Here is a 13175-nt window from a genome sequence, read left to right as displayed (position 1 = left end):
AGCGTGTTGCAGACGGGACCGGGGCACCGCGACGCGCCCCAAAACGTGCCATCCGCCGCTCGATATAGGTCAATCCGCGGTGGTCCGGGTACCGTGGCGACGTGCTCCATATCGGCCAATCTCAAAGCCGGCGGCACAAGCGGGATGTCACGCGAATCAAATCGCAGGGCTGCCTGTAGTGGCCCGATCGACGAGGGATGGACGGGTCGGTCGTCTTTTCTGCCGATTCGATGAGCCGACGCAAGTCCCGCAAAAACCGCGCGTGATGACGGGCTCGAGGAAGGCGCAACGCGCCGTTGCCCTTCGGCGTGCGCATCGCTTCCCGTGCCGCGTGTTGGCCACCCGGTGTCGTCGATAGAGTTGTTATGATCGCGGCCGATTTCCATCGTTCGTAGCTCGTTGTCGCTGGTAGGCGGCATCGTATTCGAACGCAGGTATCACGCGCCGAGCGTGGCGAAGTTCAGGTAAATGCGACGAAGATGATCAAGCGGGCCTATACGCGCCGTAAAAACAGCAACCCCCCGTCAGCACGGAGGCTGAACGGGGGGTTGGATACGGCATAGGGAGCCTGACGATTACCTACTTTCACACGGGCAATCCGCACTATCATTGGCGTGGAGTCGTTTCACGGTCCTGTTCGGGATGGGAAGGGGTGGGACCGACTCGCTATGGTCATCAGGCATGACTTGTAGCTGGGTGCTTGGGTGAGCACGGGCCAGCCAATCTGGGAAGAAGAGTAATGGTTACAGCGGGGTGGTGATTGTGGTTGGCAAACGCGCCTCAAACCTGGGTTGGCGTGTGGCCCCCTGACGGGGGTGAGCCCAGAGTAATCGCTAAAGCGATAACTCTGAGCGCAAAACGCTCCGGTTATAGGATCAAGCCTTACGGGCAATTAGTATCGGTTAGCTGAACGCATTACTGCGTGTACACACCCGACCTATCAACGTTCTGGTCTGGAACGACCCTTCAAGGGGCTCGAAGCCCCGGGGATATCTCATCTTAAGGCGAGTTTCCCGCTTAGATGCTTTCAGCGGTTATCTCTTCCGAACATAGCTACCCGGCGATGCCACTGGCGTGACAACCGGTACACCAGAGGTTCGTCCACTCCGGTCCTCTCGTACTAGGAGCAGCCCCCTTCAAATATCCAACGCCCACGGCAGATAGGGACCAAACTGTCTCACGACGTTTTAAACCCAGCTCACGTACCTCTTTAAATGGCGAACAGCCATACCCTTGGGACCGGCTACAGCCCCAGGATGAGATGAGCCGACATCGAGGTGCCAAACACCGCCGTCGATATGAACTCTTGGGCGGTATCAGCCTGTTATCCCCAGAGTACCTTTTATCCGTTGAGCGATGGCCCTTCCATACAGAACCACCGGATCACTATGACCTGCTTTCGCACCTGCTCGACTTGTCGGTCTCGCAGTTAAGCACGCTTATGCCATTGCACTATCAGCACGATTTCCGACCGTACCTAGCGTACCTTCGTACTCCTCCGTTACGCTTTGGGAGGAGACCGCCCCAGTCAAACTGCCTACCATGCACGGTCCCCGAGCCCGATTCAGGGCCCAAGGTTAGAACCTCAAACAAACCAGGGTGGTATTTCAAGGACGGCTCCACGCAAACTAGCGTTCACGCTTCATAGCCTCCCACCTATCCTACACAGATCGGTTCAAAGTCCAATGCAAAGCTACAGTAAAGGTTCATGGGGTCTTTCCGTCTAGCCGCGGGGAGATTGCATCATCACAAACACTTCAACTTCGCTGAGTCTCGGGAGGAGACAGTGTGGCCATCGTTACGCCATTCGTGCAGGTCGGAACTTACCCGACAAGGAATTTCGCTACCTTAGGACCGTTATAGTTACGGCCGCCGTTTACCGGGACTTCAATCAAGAGCTTGCACCCCATCATTTAATCTTCCGGCACCGGGCAGGCGTCACACCCTATACGTCCACTTTCGTGTTTGCAGAGTGCTGTGTTTTTATTAAACAGTCGCAGCCACCAGTTTATTGCAACCCCTTCACCCTTCTGGCGCAGGCCAGTCAAGCTACAGGGGCGTACCTTATCCCGAAGTTACGGTACCAATTTGCCGAGTTCCTTCTCCCGAGTTCTCTCAAGCGCCTTAGAATACTCATCTCGCCCACCTGTGTCGGTTTGCGGTACGGTCATTGTGAGACTGAAGCTTAGAGGCTTTTCTTGGGACCCCTTCCGATTGCTTCGCAGCTTAAAGCCGCTCGCGCCACACCCTTGAATTACGCGCCCGGATTTGCCTAAGCGCCTTCTCCAATGCAGCGACCGGGACGTCCAACACCCGGACAACCTTCCGCGATCCGTCCCCCCATCGCATCTCACAATGGTGCAGGAATATTGACCTGCTTCCCATCAGCTACGCATTTCTGCCTCGCCTTAGGGGCCGACTCACCCTACGCCGATGAACGTTGCGTAGGAAACCTTGGGCTTACGGCGAGGGGGCCTTTCACCCCCTTTATCGCTACTCATGTCAGCATTCGCACTTCCGATACCTCCAGCACACCTTTCGGTGCACCTTCGCAGGCTTACGGAACGCTCTCCTACCATGCGCACTTGCGTGCGCATCCGCAGCTTCGGTATATAGCTTAGCCCCGTTACATCTTCCGCGCAGGACGACTCGATCAGTGAGCTATTACGCTTTCTTTAAAGGGTGGCTGCTTCTAAGCCAACCTCCTGACTGTTTTAGCCTTCCCACTTCGTTTCCCACTTAGCTATATTTCGGGACCTTAGCTGGCGGTCTGGGTTGTTTCCCTCTTGACACCGGACGTTAGCACCCGATGTCTGTCTCCCGTGATTGCACTCTTCGGTATTCGGAGTTTGCTATGGCGAAGTAATCCGCAATGGACCCTTCAACCATGACAGTGCTCTACCCCCGAAGGTGACACACGAGGCACTACCTAAATAGTTTTCGGAGAGAACCAGCTATTTCCAAGTTTGTTTAGCCTTTCACCCCTATCCACAGCTCATCCCCTAACTTTTCAACGTTAGTGGGTTCGGTCCTCCAGTACGTGTTACCGCACCTTCAACCTGGCCATGGATAGATCACTTGGTTTCGGGTCTACGCCCAGCAACTGAACGCCCTATTCGGACTCGCTTTCGCTACGCCTGCCCTATTCGGTTAAGCTTGCTACTGAACGTAAGTCGCTGACCCATTATACAAAAGGTACGCCGTCACCCGTTTCCAGGCTCCGACTGTTTGTATGCATGCGGTTTCAGGATCTATTTCACTCCCCTCCCGGGGTTCTTTTCGCCTTTCCCTCACGGTACTGGTTCACTATCGGTCGATCACGAGTATTTAGCCTTGGAGGATGGTCCCCCCATCTTCAGACAGGATTTCACGTGTCCCGCCCTACTTGTCGTACACCTAGTCCTTCCTCGTCGTTTTCGCCTACAGGGCTATCACCTGCTATGGCCGCACTTTCCAGAGCGTTCGGCTAACGTCGAAGATAACGTGTACCGGCTGATCCCATTTCGCTCGCCACTACTCTGGGAATCTCGGTTGATTTCTTTTCCTGCGGCTACTTAGATGTTTCAGTTCGCCGCGTTCGCTTCTCATGACCTATGGATTCAGTCATGGATACTCCATTCGGAGTGGGTTTCCCCATTCGGACATCTTCGGATCAATGCTCGTTTGCCAGCTCCCCGAAGCTTTTCGCAGGCTACCGCGTCCTTCATCGCCTGTGATCGCCAAGGCATCCACCACATGCACTTGTTCGCTTGACCCTATAACGAGAGCGTTTCAACCATACATCCTTCGATGCACGCCTTCACGCTTGCGCTACAGGTTTGAGTTTTGCGTTTGCCGTATTCCAAGCCATCTTTCGATAACTTTTCATACTGATACAATCACTACCCTGATATCTTTCGCATCCATCTCATAGATGCGTCCAATATCCATTACTTCTTCTTCCAGATTGTTAAAGATCGACAGTCGACACTCGCGTGCCGTACTCAATGGCTCAATCGCCAATGACAAAGACTCGGGCCGCACTTGGCACAAACACTTGTCATTGGAGACGCCCCATCCCCTTCGGGGACCGCGCTCTCGTAAGCGCTAAAGCGCTAACGATAGAGGGGGTGGTGGAGGCAGACGGGATCGAACCGACGACCCCCTGCTTGCAAAGCAGGTGCTCTCCCAGCTGAGCTATGCCCCCGCATAACCAATGCATTCCCAGGGCATCCGCCGCACCCCCTACGGGGATGGGATGCTCGTAAGTGCTAAAGCACTGACGATCATCGACATGGTGGGTCTGGTTGGATTCGAACCAACGACCCCCGCCTTATCAAGACGGTGCTCTAACCGACTGAGCTACAGACCCCTGAGTCTGTCTATCTTCACAGTCGATAAGCGTGAGCGCTCAACTTTAAGCGCACTTCGCTCGAGAAAGGAGGTGATCCAGCCGCACCTTCCGATACGGCTACCTTGTTACGACTTCACCCCAGTCATGAATCCTACCGTGGTGACCGTCCTCCCGAAGGTTAGACTAGCCACTTCTGGTAAAACCCACTCCCATGGTGTGACGGGCGGTGTGTACAAGACCCGGGAACGTATTCACCGCGGCATGCTGATCCGCGATTACTAGCGATTCCAGCTTCATGCACTCGAGTTGCAGAGTGCAATCCGGACTACGATCGGTTTTCTGGGATTAGCTCCCCCTCGCGGGTTGGCAACCCTCTGTTCCGACCATTGTATGACGTGTGAAGCCCTACCCATAAGGGCCATGAGGACTTGACGTCATCCCCACCTTCCTCCGGTTTGTCACCGGCAGTCTCCTTAGAGTGCTCTTGCGTAGCAACTAAGGACAAGGGTTGCGCTCGTTGCGGGACTTAACCCAACATCTCACGACACGAGCTGACGACAGCCATGCAGCACCTGTGCGACGGTTCTCTTTCGAGCACTCCCACTTCTCAGCAGGATTCCGTCCATGTCAAGGGTAGGTAAGGTTTTTCGCGTTGCATCGAATTAATCCACATCATCCACCGCTTGTGCGGGTCCCCGTCAATTCCTTTGAGTTTTAATCTTGCGACCGTACTCCCCAGGCGGTCAACTTCACGCGTTAGCTTCGTTACTAAGGAAATGAATCCCCAACAACTAGTTGACATCGTTTAGGGCGTGGACTACCAGGGTATCTAATCCTGTTTGCTCCCCACGCTTTCGTGCATGAGCGTCAGTATTGGCCCAGGGGGCTGCCTTCGCCATCGGTATTCCTCCACATCTCTACGCATTTCACTGCTACACGTGGAATTCTACCCCCCTCTGCCATACTCTAGCCTGCCAGTCACCAATGCAGTTCCCAGGTTAAGCCCGGGGATTTCACATCGGTCTTAGCAAACCGCCTGCGCACGCTTTACGCCCAGTAATTCCGATTAACGCTTGCACCCTACGTATTACCGCGGCTGCTGGCACGTAGTTAGCCGGTGCTTATTCTTCCGGTACCGTCATCCCTCTACCGTATTAGGGCAAAGGTTTTCTTTCCGGACAAAAGTGCTTTACAACCCGAAGGCCTTCTTCACACACGCGGCATTGCTGGATCAGGGTTGCCCCCATTGTCCAAAATTCCCCACTGCTGCCTCCCGTAGGAGTCTGGGCCGTGTCTCAGTCCCAGTGTGGCTGGTCGTCCTCTCAGACCAGCTACGGATCGTCGCCTTGGTAGGCCTTTACCCTACCAACTAGCTAATCCGCCATCGGCCGCCCCTTGAGCGCGAGGTCCGAAGATCCCCCGCTTTCCTCCTCAGAGCGTATGCGGTATTAATCCGGCTTTCGCCGGGCTATCCCCCACTCCAGGACACGTTCCGATGTATTACTCACCCGTTCGCCACTCGCCACCAGGGTTGCCCCCGTGCTGCCGTTCGACTTGCATGTGTAAGGCATGCCGCCAGCGTTCAATCTGAGCCAGGATCAAACTCTTCAGTTCAATACCTGTTACTGTTTTCGATTCTTCTCAGAATCGGTCGCTCACTCAACGTACTGACAGTTCTCGAACCGTCTTTCAACGGCTCTAAACCTTCCTCAATACTGTGTGAGACTTGATGCTTTCGCTTTACCGTCGAGCCCCGAAAGGCTCAACTGCGCACTCGCCATCAAGCGCCCACACTTATCGACTGTGAATTGTTAAAGATCGCACCGCTTAACCAGCCCAGCCTTCCTTCGGGTTGCCCCTCCAGCGCCTTGCCTGTCTTGCGTCGCTGCGTTTGCAGCACAGAAGCGAGATTATGCGGCCCGTTACTACTATCGTCAACTGGTTTTTAGCGCTTCCTGAACTCCCGCGCTCCCCACCCGACAACTATCCAACACGCACCGCAGCCTCGCTTCCCTTCTTCCCCCGCGCCCTGACGAACGCGCGAAAGGGCGCAATTCTAGTGCCCTTCCCGCAGCCGCGCAAGTGAAAAACGGCGCGCGTTCAACGATGCTTGAATACAGGCTTGCGCTTCTCGACGAACGCAGCCATTCCCTCTTTCTGATCCTCCGTCGCAAAGAGCGAATGAAAGAGCCTGCGCTCGAACCGGACGCCTTCCGATAGCGTCGTCTCATAGGCTCGATTCACCGATTCCTTCACCATCATCACGGCTGGCAGCGGGAACGCAGCGATGGTAGCGGCGGCAGTCAGCGCCTCGTCCAGCAGCGACGACGCAGGCACAACGCGAGACACCAGCCCCGCCCGCTCCGCCTCCTCCGCATCCATGAACCGTGCCGTCAAGCACAGGTCCATCGCCTTCGCCTTGGACACCGCGCGCGGCAACCTCTGGGTTCCCCCCGCCCCCGGCATCACGCCGAGCTTGATCTCCGGCTGCCCGAATTTCGCGGTATCCGCTGCGAACACGATGTCGCACATCATTGCCAACTCGCAACCGCCACCGAGCGCAAACCCCGCAACCGCCGCGATGATCGGCTTACGCATCGCGGCAACGGCCTCCCAGTTGCGCGTGATGTAATCGCGCTTGTAGACGTCCATATATGAATACGTCGCCATCATTCCGATGTCGGCGCCAGCCGCGAACGCCTTTTCACTACCGGTCAGCACGACCGCGCCAATGTCGTCGTCAGCGTCGAATGCCGCCAGCGCCGCACCAAGTTCATCCATCAACGCATCGTTAAGCGCGTTGAGCGCCTTGGGGCGATCCAACGTCACGAGCCCCACGCGCCCGCGCGTCTCCACCCGAATGTTCTCGTACGCCATTTACATCCTCCTATGGTTTCCCTCTACGAACCGCGAAAACGCTCAATATCTCCACGCGAACGATGGTAACATTCGCCAACCAACCGGTCGGTCAATGAATGATCGGACGTCATTCCTCAACACCAGCCTGTTCCGTCTCCGCCATGACCCATCCTCTTTTTGCCAAGCACGAAGACACGTTAGAGCACGCGCTCGCCGCCATTGAAGCACGCGGCTATTGGAGCCCTTTCACCGAAATGCCCAGCCCCAAAGTGTACGGGGAAAGCGCCAACGCTAACGCTGAGGCCACCTTCAAGGCGCAGCTCAATCGTACCTTCGAGCTCGATCAGCCCAGTACCGGCGAGACCGTAGGCGCCGAGCTGTCTCCATACGGCTTTGCACTTGGCATCCGCTATCCCAAAGCCGATCCGGACACGCTGATCGCCGCCGCGAAAGCCGCTGAACCCGCCTGGCGCGAGGCGGGTCGCGAAGCATGGATTGGCGTCAGCCTCGAAATTCTCGCTCGCCTGAACCAGGCCAGTTTTGAAATCGCCTACAGCGTCATGCATACCACCGGCCAAGCGTTCATGATGGCGTTCCAAGCGGGCGGCCCGCATGCGCAGGACCGGGCGCTGGAAGCGGTGGCTTATGCCTGGAACGAGCTGCGTCGCGTGCCGGCCGAGGCTCACTGGGAAAAGCCCCAAGGCAAGAACCCGCCGCTTGCGATGCACAAGCGTTATACGATTGCGCCACGCGGGCTTGCACTCGTGCTCGGCTGCTGTACGTTCCCGACATGGAACGGCTATCCGGGGCTCTTCGCCGATCTCGCCACGGGCAACGCCGTCATCGTCAAACCCCACCCGGGCGCCATTTTGCCGCTTGCAATTACCGTACGCATCGCGCGTGACGTGCTGCGCGATGCGGGCTTCGATCCCAACGTCGTCACGCTGCTCGCGACCGAACCAGACGACGGCGAGCTGGTCAGACGCCTCGCCGTGCGCCCGGAGATCAAGCTCATCGACTTCACCGGCAGCACGGAAAACGGCAACTGGCTCGAGCGCAACGCGCACCAGGCACACGTCTTTACCGAAAAAGCCGGCGTGAATCAGATCGTCGTCGACTCGGTGGACGACCTCAAAGCAGCCGCGCGCAATATTGCATTCTCGCTCGCGTTGTACTCGGGCCAAATGTGCACTGCGCCACAGAACATCTACGTGCCTCGCAAAGGCGTGCATACACCCGAAGGACATTTCAGCTTCGAAGAGGTCGCGCAAGCCCTGATCACCGCAGTCGAAAAACTCGTTGCGGACCCGACCCGCGCCGTCGAGTTGCTCGGCGCGATTCAGAACGACGGCATCGATCGCCGCATCGATGAAGCGCGCTCGCTCGGGCCGATACTGATCGACAGCATCGCGATCGATCATCCGTTGTTCCCGCAGGCTCGGGTGCGAACCCCGTTGATATTGAAATTCGATGCGGCGCACGATCTTCCTAAATTCAGTGGCGAATGGTTCGGCCCGATCTCGTTTGTCGTTGCGACGGATTCCACCGAGCAATCGCTCGAACTTGCGGGCTCGATTGCCGAGAAACACGGTGCCCTGACGCTTTCCGTCTACAGCACCGACGCGGCAATCATCGAAGCCGCTCACGAGGCGTCCGTCCGAGGCGGGGTTGCGTTATCGATCAACCTGACCGGCGGCGTGTTCGTCAATCAATCAGCCGCCTTCTCCGACTTTCACGGCACAGGCGCCAACCCGGCCGCGAATGCTGCGCTTACCGACGCCGCGTTTATTGCCAACCGCTTTCGCATCATTCAGAGCCGTGTCCATGTTGCACCGCTTGCCGCCACGGCACCAGTTGGCCAAACGGCATAGGCCAAACGGGCTAATGGCAACCGGCCGCGTGCTTCACTAATATGAGTCGAATGCCTGCTTCCCATGCAAGCGGTGCGAGGCAACCATGTATCGAGACACCCGATGAACGACGCATATATTTGTGATGCCATTCGCACGCCTTTCGCCCGCTACGGCGGCGCTTTAAGAGACGTGCGCACCGACGATCTGGCTGCCGTGCCAATCCGCGCGCTCGCCGAGCGCAACAGCGGCGTCGACTGGCGCATGCTCGACGATGTGATTTTCGGCTGCGCGAACCAAGCCGGCGAAGACAACCGCAACGTCGCCCGCATGGCAACGCTGCTGGCCGGCATGCCGGTCGAAGTGCCCGGTGCCACACTTAACCGGCTGTGCGGCTCGGGCATGGATGCCATCGGTACGGCCGCTCGCGCGCTCAAGGCGGGCGAAGCGCGGCTCATAATCGCAGGCGGCGTGGAAAGCATGACGCGAGCACCCTTTGTGATGCCGAAGGCCACCAGCGCGTTCTCACGTCAGGCCGAGATCTATGACACGACAATCGGCTGGCGCTTCGTCAATGCCAAGTTGAAACACGGCTACGGCATCGACTCGATGCCGGAGACCGCGGAAAACGTCGCGGCGCAGTTCGAGGTCAGCCGCGCAGATCAGGACGCGTTTGCATGGCGCAGCCAACAGCGGGTGGCACGAGCACAGCAGGCGGGCATGCTGACCGATGAAATCGTCGCCGTCGACATTCCGCAAAAACGCAGTGACGCCATCCGTTTCGTTCGGGACGAGCATCCCCGCGAAACGTCCATCGAATCGCTCGCGAACCTCAAAGGTATCGTGCGCCCGGACGGCACCGTCACTGCAGGTAACGCATCCGGCGTCAACGACGGCGCATGCGCGCTCTTGCTCGCCAACGCTGCGGCGATCGACCAGTACGGGCTACGCCGTCGCGCGCGCGTGCTCGGCATGGCAACTGCCGGAGTCGAGCCGCGCATCATGGGCATCGGGCCGGCCCCCGCTACACAAAAGTTGCTTGCCCGGCTCGATATGTCCTTGAGCCAATTCGATGTCATCGAGATCAATGAAGCATTCGCGGCGCAAAGCCTGGCGGTCATGCGCCTGCTCGGCCTCGCCGACGATGAACCTCGTGTCAATCCGAACGGCGGTGCGATCGCGCTCGGCCATCCGCTGGGCGCATCAGGCGCGCGTCTTGTCACCACCGCGCTTTATCAGCTGGAGCGCGTCAGCGGCAAGTACGCGCTTTGCACGATGTGCATCGGCGTGGGACAAGGCATTGCGCTCGCCATCGAGCGACTTTGACGCTTCACTGTCCGCCGCATGACGCCGGACCTACCGACACGTTAGCAGCGAAGGAGACAACCGATGCCCTACGAAACGATCCGCGTCGATATCGACCTGTCCACGCACATCGCCACGTTGACGCTGGCTCGGCCGGACAAGCTCAATAGCTTCACGCGGGCAATGCACGCGGAGCTGCGCGCGGGGCTAGACGAAGCCGAAGCCTTGGGCGCCCGCGCCATCGTGCTGACCGGCGCCGGCCGCGGCTTTTGCGCCGGCCAGGATCTCGCCGATCTCAGCTTCACGCCGGGCGCCATGACCGATCTCGGCTCGCTCATCGACGAGCACTTCAATCCGCTGATTCGACGGTTGCAAGCGATGCCGTTGCCCGTGATCGCCGCTGTCAACGGCATCGCCGCCGGGGCCGGCGCCAATCTCGCGCTCGCGTGCGACATTACGCTTGCCGCAAGATCCAGCAGTTTCGTTCAGTCATTCGTCAAGATCGGGCTCGTCCCCGATTCAGGCGGAACCGCGTTTCTGCCGCAGCGAATCGGCATGGCCCGGGCGCTCGGGCTGGCAATTACCGGCGACAAACTCAATGCGGACGAAGCGGCACGCTGGGGGCTCGTTTGGCAGGTCGTCGATGACGCAGACCTCCTCTCGGCCGCGACACGGCTCGCCGTCCAACTTGCACAACAGCCAACGCGGGCTATCGCGGCCATCAAGCGCGCGATGCGAGCCAGCACGACGCATACCCTCGATGAACAGCTTGATCTCGAACGCGATTTGCAGCGCGAACTCGGTGCGTCGCATGACTATGCCGAAGGTGTCGCCGCCTTTATCGAAAAACGCGCGCCGCGCTTCGAGGGGCGTTGAGATGTCCTCGGTCGATACTTCCCCTAAGGGCCTCGATCAAACGTCCGACGAACTCGCTCGATCGGTTGCGAAAAAGATGTATGAGTCCGATGCCTGCAGCCGAGCGCTCGGCTTCGAACTGGTAGAAGTTCGCACCGGCTATGCGCGCATGCGTGCCACCGTGCGCCCCGATTTTCTGAATGGGCACGAGATCTGCCACGGCGGCCTCATTTTTGCGCTCGCTGACTCCACCTTCGCATTCGCTTGCAACTCGCGCAACGTGAATACGGTTGCAGCAGGTTGCTCGATCGAGTTTCTTCGCCCTGTCCACAGCGGCGACTCACTCGTCGCCGAAGCGGTCGAGCAAGCGCTCTCCGGCCGTAACGGCGTCTACGATGTTCGTGTCACGAATGGCGCCGGCGAAATCGTGGCAATGTTTCGCGGCAAATCGACGCAAATTCGAGGCAGCGTAATTAGCGACGGCCGACAAACCGGCTAGCGACCTTGAACCAAGCCAGCGAGCGGAGCGCTCCGACGCACCGTCTCGCGTATCAGACGTCTATCAGATCGAGGAGAATGAAATGAACGCGTCCCACCCGATACCGTGAGAGCAAAGCAAGGAGGTGGATCCTCACGGGCCAACGGCATCGAAGTGCCCAGGTGGAAAATGCACGCATTTCCCGGCAACCGGAGGATCCACGATGAACAGTATGGCCATGGGCGTCGACATCGCCAAGCAGGTTTTTCAGGTGCATCACGTTGATCCGGCAACTGGAGAGATCGTGAACAAGCCGATCAAACGAGCGAAGTTCCTGGAGTACTTCGCGAACCGTGGACCGTGTCTGATCGGGATGGAAGCGTGTGGCGGAGCCCACCACTGGGCCCGGCAACTGACGCGGATGGGTCATGAGGTCAGGCTGATGCCGGCCGAATTCGTGAAGGCGTTCAACATTCGGAACAAGAACGATGCGGCGGACGCGCGGGCCATCTGGCTGGCGGTGCAGCAGCCGAGCAAGCCGGTGGCCGTGAAAACCGAAATGCAGCAGGCGATGCTGGCGCTGCGCCGCATGCGCGAGCAGTTGGTGAAATTCCGCACGATGCAAAGCAACGGACTGCGCGGATTACTGACGGAATACGGCGAGGTGATGAGCAAGGGACGCGCGAAGCTGGACAGGGAAATACTAGTGGCACTTGAGCGGCTCGCGCAGCGTCTGCCCGCGGCGCTGATCGATACGTTGCGGGAGCAGTGGAGCGGGTTGACCCGGCTCGACGAGCAGATTGCCCAGATCGAACGGCGGATGCGCGAATGGAAAAAGGAAGACCGCGCGGTGAAGGCGATCAGTGAGATACCCGGCGTGGGGTTGCTCACGGCAACAGCGGCGGTCGCGATGATGGGCGACCCGAAGGCGTTCAGTTCGGGCCGGGAATTTGCCGCGTGGGTGGGTCTTGTTCCGAAGCAGACTGGCTCGGGCGGCAAGGTGAACCTGCACGGAATCAGCACGCGGGGTGACACGTATCTGCGCACACTGCTGATCCACGGCGCGCGAAGCGTGTTGACCCATGCGAAAGAGCCTGGGCTATGGGTCGAGCAGATGAAGAAACGGCGGCCGGCGAACGTGGTGATCGTCGCATTGGCCAACAAAATGGCGCGCACGATCTGGGCGGTGCTTGCCCATGACCGGCCATACCGCAAGGACTACGTAAGCGTGCAGCCAGCCTGAACGGCTCGCGCGAGGTAGAAGATCAACGCTTAACACAGGGTGAACGTCGAAAGGTTGCGCAGCAATCGAGTGTGATGACAAGCCAGGTAGGACCGGGACTCGCTAAACCTGAATGGTCGTAAGAGCGTCGAGCTCGCCAGGAGAATGAGGTGCGAGTCAGCAAATTTCATAGGGGCCCGCAGCAGCAGTATCTGCTGCTGCGGGCCGGATATAGAGCTGCAGCCCATCCTGTCTGTCGAACACACGAAAACT

The 13175-nt window shown here is 58.5% G+C and carries 6 protein-coding genes, 2 tRNA genes and 3 rRNA genes; 5 read left to right on the top strand and 6 right to left on the bottom strand.

Annotation, left to right across the window (positions count from 1 at the left end; all coding sequences use genetic code 11):
• Nucleotides 1-566 precede the first annotated feature (566 nt).
• From rrf to ACSQ20_RS02640, 6 genes are all read right to left on the bottom strand, one after another.
• A 5S ribosomal RNA gene (gene rrf / locus ACSQ20_RS02665) occupies nucleotides 567-680 on the bottom strand.
• Nucleotides 681-871: 191 nt separating this feature from the next.
• Nucleotides 872-3755 (bottom strand): 23S ribosomal RNA (locus tag ACSQ20_RS02660).
• Between the two features lie 355 nt (nucleotides 3756-4110).
• Nucleotides 4111-4186 (bottom strand) — tRNA-Ala (locus ACSQ20_RS02655).
• An 88-nt stretch (nucleotides 4187-4274) separates the two neighbouring features.
• Nucleotides 4275-4351 (bottom strand) — tRNA-Ile (locus ACSQ20_RS02650).
• 65 nt (nucleotides 4352-4416) lie between these two features.
• Nucleotides 4417-5947: ribosomal RNA gene (locus ACSQ20_RS02645) — 16S ribosomal RNA — on the bottom strand.
• The 16S, 23S and 5S rRNA genes sit together here with 2 tRNA genes alongside, the layout of an rRNA operon.
• Before the next feature lie 486 nt (nucleotides 5948-6433).
• Nucleotides 6434-7210 (bottom strand): enoyl-CoA hydratase, encoded by a 777-nt coding sequence (locus tag ACSQ20_RS02640; protein WP_436017180.1) that lies wholly within the window; start codon nucleotides 7208-7210, stop codon nucleotides 6434-6436.
• A 143-nt stretch (nucleotides 7211-7353) separates the two neighbouring features.
• Between ACSQ20_RS02640 and paaN the strand changes: the two genes are divergently transcribed.
• The 5 genes from paaN (at nucleotide 7354) to ACSQ20_RS02615 (ending at nucleotide 12923) form a co-directional block, all read left to right on the top strand.
• Nucleotides 7354-9063, top strand: coding sequence for a phenylacetic acid degradation protein PaaN (gene paaN / locus ACSQ20_RS02635; RefSeq protein ID WP_436017178.1), 1710 nt, complete (start codon nucleotides 7354-7356; stop codon nucleotides 9061-9063).
• A 102-nt stretch (nucleotides 9064-9165) separates the two neighbouring features.
• Entirely contained in the window at nucleotides 9166-10368 is a 1203-nt protein-coding gene (gene pcaF, locus ACSQ20_RS02630; protein WP_436017176.1) for a 3-oxoadipyl-CoA thiolase, read from the top strand.
• A gap of 63 nt (nucleotides 10369-10431) precedes the next feature.
• On the top strand, nucleotides 10432-11223 hold the full coding sequence (paaG, locus tag ACSQ20_RS02625; RefSeq protein WP_436017174.1) for a 2-(1,2-epoxy-1,2-dihydrophenyl)acetyl-CoA isomerase PaaG: 792 nt from the start codon (nucleotides 10432-10434) through the stop codon (nucleotides 11221-11223).
• A gap of 1 nt (nucleotide 11224) precedes the next feature.
• Nucleotides 11225-11701, top strand: coding sequence for a hydroxyphenylacetyl-CoA thioesterase PaaI (gene paaI, locus ACSQ20_RS02620; protein WP_436017172.1), 477 nt, complete (start codon nucleotides 11225-11227; stop codon nucleotides 11699-11701).
• Between the two features lie 202 nt (nucleotides 11702-11903).
• Nucleotides 11904-12923: an IS110 family transposase gene (locus tag ACSQ20_RS02615; protein WP_436017170.1), complete on the top strand. Its 1020-nt coding sequence runs from the start codon at nucleotides 11904-11906 to the stop codon at nucleotides 12921-12923.
• Nucleotides 12924-13175: the final 252 nt, after the last annotated feature.

The organism is Trinickia sp. LjRoot230 (genome assembly GCF_964253315.1).
Classification (GTDB): domain Bacteria; phylum Pseudomonadota; class Gammaproteobacteria; order Burkholderiales; family Burkholderiaceae; genus Trinickia.
Note: the sequence above shows the minus strand (reverse complement) of the source record. Positions and strands in the feature narration are given on the sequence as shown.